General features: G+C 37.3%; 12 protein-coding genes. 4 read left to right on the forward strand and 8 right to left on the reverse strand.

Going from position 1 to position 14,922, the window contains the following annotated elements:
* Window positions 1-51 precede the first annotated feature (51 nt).
* The 8 genes from QM491_RS11385 to QM491_RS11420 form a co-directional block, all read right to left on the reverse strand.
* The gene (locus tag QM491_RS11385; RefSeq protein WP_283327616.1) at window positions 52-738 is read right to left on the reverse strand and encodes an NRDE family protein; all 687 of its coding nucleotides are present in this window, start codon (window positions 736-738) and stop codon (window positions 52-54) included.
* A 56-nt stretch (window positions 739-794) separates the two neighbouring features.
* The gene (locus tag QM491_RS11390; RefSeq protein ID WP_283327617.1) at window positions 795-1,286 is read right to left on the reverse strand and encodes a DinB family protein; all 492 of its coding nucleotides are present in this window, start codon (window positions 1,284-1,286) and stop codon (window positions 795-797) included.
* Window positions 1,287-1,464: 178 nt separating this feature from the next.
* Window positions 1,465-2,010: a YceI family protein gene (locus QM491_RS11395; RefSeq protein WP_283327618.1), complete on the reverse strand. Its 546-nt coding sequence runs from the start codon at window positions 2,008-2,010 to the stop codon at window positions 1,465-1,467.
* Window positions 2,011-2,438: 428 nt separating this feature from the next.
* The gene (locus tag QM491_RS11400; protein WP_283327619.1) at window positions 2,439-3,557 is read right to left on the reverse strand and encodes a glycoside hydrolase family 130 protein; all 1,119 of its coding nucleotides are present in this window, start codon (window positions 3,555-3,557) and stop codon (window positions 2,439-2,441) included.
* Between the two features lie 119 nt (window positions 3,558-3,676).
* The gene (gene porD, locus QM491_RS11405; protein WP_283327620.1) at window positions 3,677-4,591 is read right to left on the reverse strand and encodes a type IX secretion system protein PorD; all 915 of its coding nucleotides are present in this window, start codon (window positions 4,589-4,591) and stop codon (window positions 3,677-3,679) included.
* Between the two features lie 35 nt (window positions 4,592-4,626).
* A complete protein-coding gene (gene coaBC / locus QM491_RS11410) occupies window positions 4,627-5,829 on the reverse strand; it encodes a bifunctional phosphopantothenoylcysteine decarboxylase/phosphopantothenate--cysteine ligase CoaBC (protein WP_283327621.1) in 1,203 nt (400 codons plus the stop codon).
* A gap of 133 nt (window positions 5,830-5,962) precedes the next feature.
* The gene (locus QM491_RS11415; RefSeq protein ID WP_095161579.1) at window positions 5,963-6,286 is read right to left on the reverse strand and encodes a DNA-directed RNA polymerase subunit omega; all 324 of its coding nucleotides are present in this window, start codon (window positions 6,284-6,286) and stop codon (window positions 5,963-5,965) included.
* Between the two features lie 74 nt (window positions 6,287-6,360).
* Window positions 6,361-7,251, reverse strand: a complete 891-nt coding sequence (locus QM491_RS11420; protein ID WP_283327622.1) for an outer membrane protein assembly factor BamD — start codon at window positions 7,249-7,251, stop codon at window positions 6,361-6,363.
* A gap of 425 nt (window positions 7,252-7,676) precedes the next feature.
* Here QM491_RS11420 and QM491_RS11425 point away from each other — a divergent pair, with 425 nt between their 5' ends.
* The 4 genes from QM491_RS11425 (at window position 7,677) to QM491_RS11440 (ending at window position 14,554) form a co-directional block, all read left to right on the forward strand.
* Complete coding sequence (locus QM491_RS11425; protein ID WP_283327623.1) at window positions 7,677-8,480, forward strand: M48 family metalloprotease; 804 nt, start codon at window positions 7,677-7,679, stop codon at window positions 8,478-8,480.
* Between the two features lie 207 nt (window positions 8,481-8,687).
* Entirely contained in the window at window positions 8,688-9,941 is a 1,254-nt protein-coding gene (locus tag QM491_RS11430) for a tetratricopeptide repeat protein (protein WP_283327624.1), read from the forward strand.
* A gap of 564 nt (window positions 9,942-10,505) precedes the next feature.
* Window positions 10,506-13,565: a PVC-type heme-binding CxxCH protein gene (locus tag QM491_RS11435; protein WP_283327625.1), complete on the forward strand. Its 3,060-nt coding sequence runs from the start codon at window positions 10,506-10,508 to the stop codon at window positions 13,563-13,565.
* A 479-nt stretch (window positions 13,566-14,044) separates the two neighbouring features.
* Entirely contained in the window at window positions 14,045-14,554 is a 510-nt protein-coding gene (locus QM491_RS11440) for a YMGG-like glycine zipper-containing protein (RefSeq protein WP_283327626.1), read from the forward strand.
* The last annotated feature ends 368 nt before the right edge of the window (window positions 14,555-14,922 follow it).

Below are 14,922 nucleotides of genomic sequence, written 5' to 3' on the forward strand. Positions count from 1 at the left end.
GTTCTGATAATAGATATACTGTTAACTTCTTTTTACTTGAGCGAAAAGTATTTACACAAAATCTATATATTTATACGCTACTCCGTTTGATTGCTTGACCACTTGCATAATACATTGGGTCATCAGTGTATTATTGCGATTCATGCGCATATCATTTTGAATATCGCCATTACCGCCATTTTGATGAAAATCTAATAGTACCTCTGCACTTATTCCTGCTGGATATTGATTTAATAATTGCTCAAACCAATGTTCTCTTTCATGACGAATTTGGGCATTATACAGCGTTGCCGACGACCAGATATGAGATTCTTGGGCATTTTTTTCTGCAACAAATAATTGATGACCATCCCATCTAATTTCGGTGAGAAAAAGCTCTTTTTGATGCTCAATCACAATCAAAGTAAAGTTTTCGATACCCTCAAAAAGATATTCGTTTAAAAAAGAAGTGAGGTTTTGTTTTTCGAAAAAAGCAGGAATAATCGTTCCTCTGCTCTGTCTGTAAGGAGGTTGGTGAATATGGTTTTCAAATGCCCCATTTAACAAACACAAAGTAAAATTCTCGGAAGTTGCAATCCACGTACCTCCTGCAAGGGCATCTTTGGGCATATAGATATTCGTACTTCCAATTTGATATACTTGTGGTGGTATAGCCTTTGGACGAGCATTTGCCTCGTCACGATTATTAGTTAGAATAAAATTTTGGTCCCCTTTCGGCACAAATGTCAAAACGCACATGATTGTAATAGTAGCTTTAGGCGATGGGCAACTCAAAAGCCCTAAGCCTCTGAAACTTATTTTTCTTTGAAACGAATAGTTGAGTAGGCTACTCCAAAATTTTCAGGAATTTCGATACTCGGAAAAGCCTCATTCAATCCGATTTTAATAATTGCCAAATGATGAATCGTATGCTCAATAAGATATACCAGCTCACGGTTAAAACTCGTCGGAATCTCCAGAAATTCCTCTCCATCATAGCTCGAAGACAAAGACAACACTTTGTCTTCATCCCAGAAAGTGAGTTTACCAATAATAGCTCCTAGCACCTGTAAGGTAAAGTATCTATCCGTCTCGATTTGAGCTTTTCTTTCTCGGTTATCATAGTTGACCGTTCCAGAAATATAGCCTTTGAGTAGGCACTGATAAAACTCCACAATATGGCGTACATGTTGCCCAATAGAGTTATCATGAAGTTGTTTGAGAGGCTTTTTATACTGTTCATCACTCATCTGACCAAGCAATTCGGTAAGTTGTGTAAGAACCTCTATATTAATTTGTGGTAACATTTTTAATAGTTCAGTGACCCTCTGGGCCGTCTAATTAATCAATTTATCTTTAAAAAGGGATAAGTTAACAGGCACAAAGTGTTTAACCAAATTAGTGAAAACTCTTTCCTGAAATACACTTTGTGCCTTTGTGCCCGTTGCCTTTGCCCCTAATACCTTTTTGCCTATCCCCTCAAAATTACTTCTTCACATTCAATACTATCGAAACTTCTACGTCTTCGCTCATACCTATCGTTCCACCTCCTACTTGCCAATCTCGACGATTGATGATGGTTGAACCTTTAAAGATAGCGTTTTCTCCTTCATTGATAAAAGAAAACGGAAGACGAATATTTTTAGTAACACCTTTCATAGTCAGAGCAAAAGTACCCACAAAATTTTCGCCATTGGCTTCAATTTTCAAAGATTTCATGGTAATAGTCGGATATTTGACTACTTCAAAAAAGCCCTCCTTTTCTTTCAAATGCCTATTCCTTAAACTATTATCAGTATCTATAGTATTGGTTTCAACCGATCCATAGATAGATGATTGTGCCAAATGTTCGGGGTCAAAATGGATGGCACCTTGAAAACCTGACATTTTCCCGAATACTTCCGCTCCGAGCATCTTGATTTTGAAGGTAATATTTGAGCTCACAGGATGCCAGACTTGCGAATAACTTGTGCCTATACTAATCCATGAAATGATAAAATAAACGAGCAAACGAATCTTGGAAGAAATCATAGTCGTGAATGGGCTTAAAATACACTACAAGTTAATGAAGAATAGCGAATTGTGTGCAAATAGAACAGGAAGGATTTTTCTGATGGTGGATTTGGGATATTTGATTGGGGAATTTTTCTCATTTTCAATGAATTGAGTAGTTTAGTGATTGAACAACAGTATACTATTAATCTGATTACTGGACAAAATGAGAAAGGGGCACTCAGATGTTTGGACTTCGTCACTTAAGTTTATTAATACAGTTTAAAACTGTCTAAAAAAGTAAGTCCAAGACTTCGTCTTGGACTAGAAACTTCAATTTTGTCCTGTAATCAGACTATTAACCAATAACTACTTTTTACCTATTAGTTAAAAAGTAGGCTATACTTCCGAAATCCAATATCAGAAATCCGAAATAAATGATGTGCAATCACTTAATCAAAATTCACTCAATGTAAAGACGGAATTCCTTGGCTTGTAGCTACTGCGATTTTTGAATCGGCGGTACCATAGTACAAAAACCATTGATTTTTGAAAGATACCATTCCTTCTACAAAACATACGTTATTCACCTGACCTGTCATTTCATAAGGCTTGTTTGGTGTCATAAAGTATTTCTTAGAACGGTCTTTCAATATAGCTGGGTTACTTGCATCAAATAAAGCCTGACCTGCGCTATAAGTCATATCTGGCAAGGATTTATCGCCAGTTTGACCATTGTTGGCGCTATTATACAGTAGAACAATACCCTTTGTTGTAAACAAAGCATAAGGGCCTGGTTCTACCAATTTGCTATCAAAATATCCTTTTCTTGGTTTTAACACAGACACCAATTGCCCTTTCGCATCTTCGACAGGCATCCAACTGAGTAAGTCGGTTGACGTTGCCATAAACAAGTCGGTATCGCCCCAATACATCCAATATTTACCATTGATTTTCTTAGCAATCATTTTATCGCCTACCTTGTCAACTACAACTGCTCCTGATTTAGACCAAGTATTATGATGTTTTTGAGCCTTGAATATCAATCCATGCTTGGTCCATTTGCGCAAATCCTTCGAGGTAGCCAACATCAATCTGGCAGTTTTCCCGTCGTACGAAGTGTAAGTCATGATATATTGTCCTTGAGCACTTTCCACAATACGAGGATCCTCGCAACCTCCTTCCCATTCGAGAGATTTTTGGGCATCATTTTCAGGGTAAAAAATAGGTTTTGCTTCTTTTTTAAAATGTAAACCATCTGAAGAAATAGCTAAGCCCAAACGAGAAGTCCCTGCAAATTTGCCAATTTTATCTTCGGCACGATATACCAAATACACCTTGCCATCGCGCACCACAGCCGCAGGGTTAAATACATCTTTTTCTTCCCATTTGACCTCTTTTTTGAGAATAGGGCAAGTAAAAACTTGTTTGTTGGAAGGTGTCAATACAGGGTTTACTGCATCGACTTTGGTAAATGGTGAAAATTGCCAATTGGCAACGTCAGAAAGAGAAAGAGGTGCATTAAAACTACTTAAACCTACGCCAACCAAGAGGGTAAGCGATGCCAAACTTATATTATTTTTCATAGAAAAGGGGGATTTGAGGAATTGAATTTGACTCGAAATTTACAACAATGCCCCTGTAAAACAATAAGCCCACCCCTACAGGGCAGGCTTATGATATTTTCCAGATTCCAGAAATATGTTTATTTGGTCAGCTTACGGTATTGATCAGAATTGAGAGGGTCTAGTGAAGACAGTAAAGTACTTACTTTTTTACGTTCTTCACTTGGAGCATCGGTATATATATTGATTAACTCTGGCGATTTTGCTTCAAAAATCAAACGACTGAGCAATTGTCCAGGCTTATTGGCATTGGTCTGCTTGATAGTATTGAGATATACCGTAATTTGTTTTCGAGCCTCTACAGGATTTGTTCCAAAATTGTCCAAAGCCAAGCGATGATAATTATAATATCCTTCACGAATAGGAAGCAATTGTTGATTTAGTAGATTTTCGGCTAAAAAATAGCGACTTCTTACATCAGTCGAAGGTGCCCACGAGCCACCTGCATTTTGTGCAAGGTTTACAACATTGAGCAGTTTTTGAGCATATTTATCTCCTCCAAATTTACTAAAAGTATCATAATCAAAAGTCAAAGCTACGTACGAATAAAAAGCTAAAAGATGCGTCAAATTATCGGTATAGTTGTTGTCATTGTAATACAATGGCGTACCAGATAAGTACTTAAAATTAAAGCTTTTATCTACATAATTTAGAATTACGGTTTCGTAGGTTGTACCATACACAGGACGTATTACCTGAAAGCGAGCATTGGCCTCATAATCACCACTTGCACTTGCACGTGTAATAATGATATTGAGCGAACATTTGATTTTTTCTTCGGGCAAAAAATTATCATTTGTCCAACGACGGTTATTCATAAACTCTTGAATCACCGATTGAATCTCGTTGTATATCTGTGTAGCACCACGTTGCTCATTGACCTGAATTTGGTCAGTATTAATAGACACCGCACAGCTCAACTCCTGCGCCTGTGATGATAAAATACCCAATATTCCCCAAATTCCCATCAAGACAACTCTTCGTAATGATTTCATAAATCCGTTCTTAGTTTATACTGTGAAAATGATGTCTACAAACTCAACTGCTGAATGGCATTCACTATATCGGATGCAACATCAGTTTTACTTTTGAGACTAAACTCATGCAATGTCCCATCTTTGGTAATAATGGTTACTTGGTTTGTATCATGACCAAAACCTGCTCCTTTATTTCGTAAAGAATTTAACACAATCATATCCAAATTCTTGGATTTGAGCTTTCCGATAGCATTTTCCATCTCATTATCAGTTTCTAGGGCAAATCCTACCAATATTTGATGGGCTTGTTTTTCAGCACCTAATGTCTTGGCTATATCTACAGTTTTAGTCAATTCAATATTAAACGAAGCTTCTTTCTTTTTTATTTTTTTATCTGCTACAGTTGCAGGTGTATAATCTGCAACTGCTGCTGCCAAGACAACAATATCAGCATCATAAAAATGAGTTTGAGTAGCCTCAAACATCTGTTGAGCTGAGCGTACTTTCACCAAATGGATATTGGTATCAGGTACTAACTGATTGGTAGGGCCACTCACTAAAATCACTTCAGCCCCAGCTTTTGCAAACTGATTGGCAATAGCATAGCCCATTTTACCAGTAGAGTGATTACTAATATATCGAACAGGGTCAATATCTTCCTGTGTAGGTCCTGCGGTAATTAATACCTTTTTTTGTGCCAAACTTGGTTGATAAGCAAAAAATTTCTTCAAATGTTCTACCAATTGCTCAGGTGCTGCCATACGACCTTCGCCTACTAAACCAGAAGCTAACTCTCCAAAACCTGCCTGAACGATGGTATTGCCATATTCTTGGAGTTTTTCGAGATTATGTAAAGTACTTGGGTGCTGATACATATCTAAGTCCATGGCAGGTGCAAAATACACAGGACATTTAGCCGATAGATAAACCGCAGTCAATAAATCGTCACAGATGCCATTGGCACATTTTGATAAAGTATGTGCTGTAGCAGGTGAAATCAGCATTACGTCGGCCCACAAACCCAAATCCACGTGATTGTTCCATGTACCAGTTGAGTCTTTGACAAATTCTGAAACAACTGGATTTTTTGAAAGTGTTGCTAGGGTCAAAGGTGTAATAAATTCTTTGGCAGCCTGTGTCATCACAATTTTTACCTCTGCTCCTTCTTTTACCAAAAGTCTAGTCAAAAAAGCGATTTTATAAGCCGCAATACTACCCGAAACCCCCAAAAGGATTTTTTTATTATTGAGTATCATTTGAGATTCTTTAGAGAATTATTGTTTTCGAAAGCAATTTACAACAAAATAAAAGGGTCAGATGCAATACATCTGACCCTTTCAAGAAAAATATTATTATTGAAACAAGACTACAAAGTCATTGTTGTCAATCTTATTCTTCAGTTTGGCTAGTTTGACCAGGAAGACGGAAGGTAAACTTATCTTCTGTAAACTCGTCGATAGCTAAAGATGTTGGCTTCGGCAATCTTTCATAGAACTTAGAAATTTCGATTTGCTCACGGTTTTCGAAAATTTCTTCCAAGTTATCAACTGAAGAAGCAAAATCCGCCAATTTAGCGTTCAATTCTTCTTTAGTTTTGAGGGCAATTTGTCTAGCACGTTTTGAGATAATTGCTACTGCCTCATAAGTGTTACCACCTGCTTTAATTGCAAGTTTATCTACATCTCTAGTGATGATTGATGGATTGGTTGCCATATTATTGATGCTATTTTAATTCTGACTGAATTGAACAATATATTAACTCTTGTTCCCCATAAAGGGTTCAAAAATTATTTTTGGTTTTCGGCAGCGCCTACTTTCGTAGTATTTGATTTCTCTTTTTCGCGTGCCTTTCTGTATTCTTCTTCTAGTTTTGCCAAGCGATCTGAAGCTTTCATGCTAATATCGTAAAGCTTTTCTGCTTTTTTCAGATAGCTACTTTCAGGGTATTTATCTATCAACTCCTGATAAAACTTCACCACATCTTTGTAGCGTTCCAACTGCTTGGTTTCGATTGTACTTACTGCCAAGTCATATTGTGATACAACTTTTAGATAATACAGTTCTTCGCTAAACTCTGAATCTGGGTAATCTTTCTGAAAATTGGCAATTTCAATCACCGAAGATTTCAATGACGCTATATTGAAAGGCGATGTTTTGTGATACAGCTTTGCCTTTTCATACGCTTTGCGCTCTAGTTTTTTGCGCAAGTCCTTAATCAAATCAGATGCTTCGGTACGAAATTTACTATCAGGGTTGTTATTGATAAAGCTCTGAAGCTCATTGATAGCCGACAATGTACCACTTTGGTCGAGATTATAAGAAGGAGAATTCTTGAACAACGCATACGCTGACATATAAATTGCTTCTTCTACATACTCACTACGAGCAAAAGTTTCGGCAAAGCGTTTGAAACGGAAGTTTGCCATTTCAAAGTTGCCTGTGTGATAATCACAATAAGCTTGATAGAAAGTTACCAATTCTTGCTGGTCGGTACCAGTCAAGGAAGGAAGAATTTCTTCAAACAAAATTCCAGCTTTGTCGTACTCGCCTTTTTTGTAATATTCGATAGCCGCTGCGTATTTTTTCTTTTCATCAGTAAGTTTTCTGATTTTCTCGAATTTACCGCATGAGGCTAAGATGAAGGCAAAAAATATGAATAATAAAAATTGTTTTCGCATAAGAATGCAAATTTACAAAAAAGTTTTGAGTTTGAAAGTTAAGTTCTTAGGCAATTTACTCGTAATGAGTAGGTATTTACAGACTTTAAACCGTTTTTGTGCTGAATATTACTCAAGTACAAATCAAGTTGTATGCTTATGCCATAGCCTAAACTCAAATTTCTGTATTTCAACGGCTATTTCAAGCATAGCGTATAAAGATTTAACATTATTTAACAGCGATTGAGGTTTTGACGATACAAATGTTACTTCTATCGATGAATTCGTCATTATTTTGAAAGCAATTGATAGTTTCTTAAATTTCCTGAAATTACATTACTTAATTAACCTTTAAACAACAGGAATTCGTTATTTAACGAGTATCAGCTTTCAAAGTTTATCGCTTTTATTGGATACTTGTTTTCTCTATAAAATCTTTGACAAACATGAATTTAGGCAATCTCCGTTCAAGATTATTAGTTGGTTTAGTACTAGCAGTAGTATCTATTTTCTCCTATTTTTCCAAGATGCAGGTAAACCCTGTAACAGGAAAAAGACAGTCTGTAACCATGACTCCCCAGCAAGAAATTGCAATGGGCTTACAGTCGGCACCACAAATGGCTGCCGAATTTGGTGGATTGTATCAAAATCAAAAACTTCAGGATTTGGTAAAATCGATTGGTGGTAAAATCGTTAGCAACTCCGAAGCTGCAAAATCTCCTTACCAATTTAATTTCTATCTTTTGGCAGACCCCAATACAATTAATGCCTTTGCATTGCCTGGAGGACAAATATTTATTACCTATGGCTTACTAAAAAAATTGACTACAGAAGACCAACTTGCTGGTGTATTGGGACATGAAGTCGGTCATGTGATTGGTCGTCATTCTGCACAACAAATGGCCAAAGATGAACTTACTAGTGGGCTACTTTCGGCAGCTGTAACGGCTACATCTGATCCTTATAGCCCAAACAACTCAGCAGCTATCGCACAATATGTTGGTAAAATGATTACCCTAAAATATGGTCGTAGCGACGAACTTGAAGCAGATAAATTCGGCGTAAAATATATGCTCGAAGTTGGATATGACCCTATGCAGATGGTAGATGTAATGGAAGTGTTGAAACAAGCTGCTGGACCTAATCGTCCATCCGAATTTCAAAGTAGTCACCCCGACCCTGAACATAGAATTAAAGAAATCAAAAAAGCTTTAGAACAATATAAAAAGACTGGAAAATTGGAATGGTAACATCATAACAGTACAATGATATAGAAAGACAAAGCGTTTTTACTATTATAAACTAAAGACTGAAAGCCTACAACTCATCAATTTGTTTAGTCATTTCTGTACTAACTTCCTATCAAATTTAGTTTTATATAGAGTAAAATTAGATTTGCATTCTTTTTGAGGCATCACCTCTATTTTTATAATAAACCTTCAGACACACTATTTGCAATGAATACTGCCGAGCATTATCTGGAACTAGGCGTTCGACTACGTACCACCAATAAGCCACAGGAAGCTATAGCGGAATTAACCAAAGCCTTAGATTTAGAACCAACCCACGAATTTGTTCTGGCAGAATTGGTTCTTTGTTATTTAGCTTTGTCGGATTATACTTCAGCTAATTTTTTTACCGACGAAATCTGCCATTATCATCCCAAATCAGCTCTTGGTGTTTACTTGAAAGCAACAATGGCACTTCAAAAAGACCAACTTGCCGTAGCCGAAGATTATATCCGACAGGCTATCCAATTGAATCCTTTTGTCGCAGAATTTTGGGCAGTATTATCCGCAATTTTTATTCAAAGAAAATCTTGGAATGAAGCCCTTAAATACGCCCACAAGGGTCTAGAATTAGAACCTGACAACAGTACTTGTCTCAACTACCAAACCATCTGTTTGAATCAACTAGGGCATACCGAATTGTTGCAAGATAGCATGGAAGAAACATTGTATAATAATCCCAACGACGCTTTTAGCCATGCCAATGTTGGTTGGGCGTTACTTCAAAATCAGGAGGTTGAGCAAGCAAAAACACATTTTGCAGAAGCCTTACGCCTTGACCCAAACATGAAATTTGCCCGTCATGGAATGATAGAAAGTATCAAGTCTCAAAACTGGATTTATCGTCAGTTTCTGGCTTTTAGCTTTTTCTTATCCAAACACAATGGACTGGTACAGTTAGCCATTATTATTGGATTGATGATGGGCGCCAACTATCTTGGCGATTTGAGTGACCAATATCCATGGATATTGCCTATTTATCTATTAGTAGTTGTGGTATTTTATGTGAGTTGGATTATAGAACCGCTCGGAAATTTATTTTTAAGATTGAACAAATTTGGGAATTTAGCCTTATCTCCTACTGAAAAAAGGGCTTCTGAAATCGTAGGAATAGGATTAGTTGGCGGAATAGCTTCGACCGTTTATTATTTTGTCACAAGAACTACAGTAGGTTGGATAAGCTTATTGTTTTGTTTTACGATTATTATCCCATTATCTCAATGTTTTTCGATGGGTTTTATCAAAAAAAGAAAATGGCTTCCACTCTCTATCACGGGCTTGTTGCTATTAATGGGGGTTTTTAATATCGTCTTAATTATTACATTTCATAAGGTTAGCAATTTCATTACCTACTACGAATATCTCTTTGTAGCCTATCTCTGGCTTATTAATCTGGGTATAATTAAAGAAGAAGAAATTTAGTTTTAACATGAGTCATCCCTAATTGAGTGATTTAGTGATTGAGCGCATGAGTGATTTTTTTAATTTACATTTTACTAGTAGAGACGCAATGCTTTGCGTCTAAAGAGATGTAATATTGAAATATAGTATGCAAAAAGGCGGTCGAAATGAGTTTTTCGACCGCCTTTTTGCATAAACAATACAGTGGTTCACCTTGTAAATCCCAATAAGTACAAACAAGAGGTCTCTATTTTAAATTATTCCAAAATTCGGTATGACTCATGTTTTTATTGTACTTAACCCTTGCAAAGACACATAAAATATTGTTTCTCACTTTTTATTTTTATCCTAGTATCCTATAAAAAATAGGATTAATACAATAAAATACTTTTATATTTGATATTGTGTAAAAAAGACACGTATTTGAATAATTAGTGAGTCATAGAATTAGTGAATAGTGAATGATTTCTATCAAATCATTCTTTGGCATTAAGCTCTATGCTTTCACAATTTGCCCTTAATCACGTTGCGCCTTTGTTCCTGTTACCTTATATAAAATTAACAAAGCCCTTTCTTCCAAAACTTATGTTAAACAAACTTTCACTAAAATCAAAAGCCTTTATTCCTGCCTTATTGTTGGGTGGTACACTCTTAGGTACAGCCTATCAGTTTTCTCCCAATAGCAGGCTTATCAACCATTATGTTGATTCTTTGTTAACTGAAAACCAAAAACACTTGCCCGATAATGCCCTCAAAGGTGTCAAAATGGTAGATGGCTTAACAGTAAGTACCTTTGCGACTGAGCCAATGCTTATCAATCCAACCGATATTGATGTAGATGCCAAAGGTCGTGTATGGGTTTTAGAAGCCTACAATTACCGACCTGCTATCACTGGGAATCCAACCCACAAAGAAGGAGATAGAATTGTGATTTTGGAAGATACTAACGGCGATGGCAAAGCAGATATTAGTAAAGTGTTTTATCAAGGGGCAGAGATTAATGCTCCATTGGGTATTTCGGTGCTCAACAATGTAGTGATAGTGTCTCAAAGTCCTTACGTTTGGAAGTTTACTGATACTGATGGCGACGACAAAGCAGACAAAAAGGAGATTCTTTTTCAAGGAATTGAAGGCGAACAACACGATCATGGCGTACATACTTTTGTATTTGGTCCCGATGGCAAACTGTATTTTAACTTTGGGAATGAAGGTCGTCAATTGAAAGATGCTAAAGGGAATCCTGTAAAAGACCAATTTGGAAGAGAAATTTCTCCTAAAAACTTCCAAGAAGGTATGTTATTCCGCTGTAATCTCGATGGTTCAGAAGTAGAATGTTTAGCCCAAAATTTTAGAAATAATTATGAAGTGGCTGTTGATTCGTATGGTACTTTGTGGCAATCAGACAACGATGACGATGGAAACAAAGGCGTTCGTATCAATTTTGTGATGGAATATGGCAACTATGGTTATAAAGACCAAATGACTCGTGCATCATGGGGATACCCTCGTACCAACATGGAAGAAGAGATTCCTTTGCGCCACTGGCATTTGAACGACCCCGGCACAGTGCCCAATTTGTTACAAACAGGTTCGGGCTCACCCACAGGTATGGTTTTATACGAAGGCGATTTGTTGCCAAAACAGTTCTATGGACAAATGATTCACTGTGAGCCAGGGCATAATGTAGTTCGCTCTTATCCTGTGACAAAAAAAGGTGCGGGATATTCGGCACAGATTGTCAATATCATGAAAAACGAAACCGACCAATGGTTCCGCCCTGCCGATGTATGTGTCGCACCTGATGGCTCACTCATTGTGGCTGACTGGTATGACCCAGGCGTTGGAGGACACCAAGCAGGCGACCTAACTCGTGGGCGTATTTATCGTATTGCACCTCCTCAAACTCCATATTCAGTACCTAAGCAAGATTTTACGACTCCAGAAGGAGCAGCCAAAGCGCTACAAAGCCCTAATATTGCCACTCGTTATTTGGCGTGGGAGGCTTTGACCAAAATGGGAAAAAGCTCAGAAAGTGCCTTGTCAACTTACTGGAAAAACGATAACCCACGAATCCGTGCTAGAGCATTTTGGGCTTTAGTAAAACTAGTAGATGCCCAAAAATACATCGATCAAGCTATTCAAGACAATAATCCTGATATTCGTATTGCTGGACTACGTGCTGCTCGTCAAAGCAAATTAGAGATATTGGACTATGTGGAGAAGTTGGCAAAAGATTCAGACCCTCAAGTACGCAGAGAATGTGCAATAGCTTTGTATGGACAAAAAAGCCCTAAAGCAAGTAAGTTATGGGCGAGTTTGGCATCGCAACACGATGGCAAAGACCGTTGGTATTTGGAGGCTTTGGGTATAGGTGCTGAGGACAATTGGGATGCTTGCTTTAGTGCCTATTTATCTCAAAATCAAAACCCTGCTAACTCCGCCTCAGGAAAAGATATTATTTGGCGCTCGAGAAGTACGCAATCTATGAAACTGCTAGCCTCTTTAGCTACTGACTCTAATGTAGCATTAAAAGATCGTTTACGCTATTTCCGTGCTTTTGACTTTGTAAAAGGTTCCGAAAAATCTACAACTTTATTGGGTATGCTCAAAGGTAACTCACCAGAACAAACCCAAATTAATCGACTAGCTTTAAGCCATTTAGATGCCGAATTTGTAAAAACATCACCTGTTGCCAAGAATGCGTTGGTTCAACTCATGAGTAATTTGGAAGACAAAGAGTTTGTTCAATTGCAAGACAAATACACATTGCCTGAAGGCAACGAACGTTTGATTAGTATGATTGGAAAAGGAGAAAACACAAGAGAGGCTGGAAATGCTTTATTCAAATCTCCACAAGGTGTTTTACTAGCCAAAAACATTATCAATAATTCTAAACAAGAAGATTTAGCGATTAAAATTCTTGGAGCTATTCGTTGGAATGGGGGAAAAACGCAGTTGACATTACTACAAGATGCCATGTTTAACCCAAAATATAGCGCCAATATCCATCGTGAAGCGACTCGCTATTTGGGAGGAAGTAGCAATGGCGAAGACCTTGTTTTGGAATTACTAAAGGCAAAAAAAATCAAGAAAGACTTAATTCCTGTAGCAGTTGAAGGCGTAAGCCGTGCATGGCGTCGCTCGGTACGTGTCGATGCAGCTAAATATTTGGGAAATAGTAATACTGCTAGCAAAAAGCTCCCTCCTATATCGGAACTAATTACACTAACAGGAAATCCCAAAAATGGCGTGCAGGTATTTGCCAATAACTGCTCTGTATGTCATCAGGTCAATGGTGAAGGAATGGATTTTGGACCAGAGCTTTCTGAAATAGGTGGTAAGCTGGCCAAAGAAGGACAATACCTTGCAATCTTACATCCTGATGCTGGGATTAGCTTTGGCTACGAAGGTTGGGATATCAAACTCAAAGATGGTACTCAGCTAGTAGGAATTGTTGCTTCAAAAACCGAGACTGATGTCGTATTAAAAATGCCTGGAGGTATTGTACAAAATCTTAAGACTAGTGCGATTAAATCCATGAAAATGCAAAGTAATTCGATGATGCCAACAGGTTTAGCAGATGGTATGTCTCAACAAGAATTAGTCGATTTGGTGGAGTTCTTGATGACCTTGAAAAAGAAATAGTATTTGATTTGAAGATGGGAGGATTTGAAGATTTGAAAATGTGTTATTCACGTGTAGAGATGTAATGCTTTGCGTCTAAAACAATACATTTCATCTAAAGATTATTCACCCAAAATTTTAGTAGAAAAGTGGTCGAAAATTGTTTTTCGACCACTTTTTTTGATACTACAATGTTATGTTTGATTCTTGGCTTTAGACGCAATCATTGCGTCCCTACGGCTAGAATACAAATTTTAACAGAATCACTCATGCACTCAATCACAAATCACTCAATTTGATAGGTGAATAATCCTCATGTCAAAATCTGACCACTCACTCAATTATCAAACTTTGGTAAACCCAAACTAGTTTTATTTACGTTAATATGTCAAAGAAACAGGTTTTTCTGCTTTCAACTTTGTACTGTCAAACATTCATGAAGCAATTATTTTAAAACAACATATAATTCGCTAATTGCTTTATACTAACACGTAAAATTTATGAAAAAGCTAACTTTAATCTTCGCAACAACCATTCTTGGCTTGGCTTCTTGCCAACAAAAAACAGATGATAAAGCTGCTATTGAATTAGCCAAACAAGCTGCCATTGACTCGATGAAAATGGTCGCTCAAACGCAAGAAGTAAAACAAATGGTGATTGACTCCATGCAAAAAGTAACACCAACAGCTCAAGTTACTCAATCGACTGGCGAGGGCGTTCAAAGCACAAGTGCTGCCGTTTCTGGTGCTAATAATAGTAGTCCTGCCAAAGTTGAAAAGACTTCTAGCTCAAGTAGCTCGTCGACAAATACAGCTAGTACGCCAACAGTAACCAAGAAAAAAAGTAAAATGTCGAAAGTGGCAAAAGGCGCTTTGATTGGTGCTGGTGTAGGTGCTGTAACTGGAGCAATTGTCAATAAGCGAAATAGAGCTGCTGGTGCTGTAATTGGCGGAGCACTAGGCGCTGGCGCTGGTGCAGGTGTAGGAGCAATTTTGGATAAAAAACAGTAGATAATTTTATCTGCTTTAGGCTCTAAGCTTTACGCTGTAGGCTAAAAGTTAAAAAGTATCTCTAAAACATTTATGCCTGTTATATACGGTCTAAGGCATTATCAAAATCTGATAATTATTCATTAAAAAGCGGTCGGAAAATATTTTCCGACCGCTTTTTTGATGCTACTATGATAGATTTTACTCAGCTTAAGACGCAATGAATGCGTCTTAAGCTGCTAGAATACAAATTTTAAATTAATCACTCATTTGTAGATTTACGCTTACAAAATAATATTTGGTAATGAGGGAGTTAAACCGATCACTCAATGGTAGATAGATACTGAAGTGATGTTTGGTTACTCCTTCATGACAAATGCTCATAACGG

Origin of the sequence: Flectobacillus longus (assembly GCF_030056705.1) — a bacterium.
Classification (GTDB): Bacteria; Bacteroidota; Bacteroidia; order Cytophagales; family Spirosomataceae; genus Flectobacillus; species Flectobacillus longus.

Coding starts and splice junctions, on each gene's coding strand:
- QM491_RS11385 (WP_283327616.1), bottom strand. CDS start 738: ATGTGCGTTTTGACATTTGTGCCGAAAGGGGACCAAAATTTTATTCTA.
- QM491_RS11390 (WP_283327617.1), bottom strand. CDS start 1,286: ATGTTACCACAAATTAATATAGAGGTTCTTACACAACTTACCGAATTG.
- QM491_RS11395 (WP_283327618.1), bottom strand. CDS start 2,010: ATGATTTCTTCCAAGATTCGTTTGCTCGTTTATTTTATCATTTCATGG.
- QM491_RS11400 (WP_283327619.1), bottom strand. CDS start 3,557: ATGAAAAATAATATAAGTTTGGCATCGCTTACCCTCTTGGTTGGCGTA.
- porD (WP_283327620.1), bottom strand. CDS start 4,591: ATGAAATCATTACGAAGAGTTGTCTTGATGGGAATTTGGGGAATATTG.
- coaBC (WP_283327621.1), bottom strand. CDS start 5,829: ATGATACTCAATAATAAAAAAATCCTTTTGGGGGTTTCGGGTAGTATT.
- QM491_RS11415 (WP_095161579.1), bottom strand. CDS start 6,286: ATGGCAACCAATCCATCAATCATCACTAGAGATGTAGATAAACTTGCA.
- QM491_RS11420 (WP_283327622.1), bottom strand. CDS start 7,251: ATGCGAAAACAATTTTTATTATTCATATTTTTTGCCTTCATCTTAGCC.
- QM491_RS11425 (WP_283327623.1), top strand. CDS start 7,677: ATGAATTTAGGCAATCTCCGTTCAAGATTATTAGTTGGTTTAGTACTA.
- QM491_RS11430 (WP_283327624.1), top strand. CDS start 8,688: ATGAATACTGCCGAGCATTATCTGGAACTAGGCGTTCGACTACGTACC.
- QM491_RS11435 (WP_283327625.1), top strand. CDS start 10,506: ATGTTAAACAAACTTTCACTAAAATCAAAAGCCTTTATTCCTGCCTTA.
- QM491_RS11440 (WP_283327626.1), top strand. CDS start 14,045: ATGAAAAAGCTAACTTTAATCTTCGCAACAACCATTCTTGGCTTGGCT.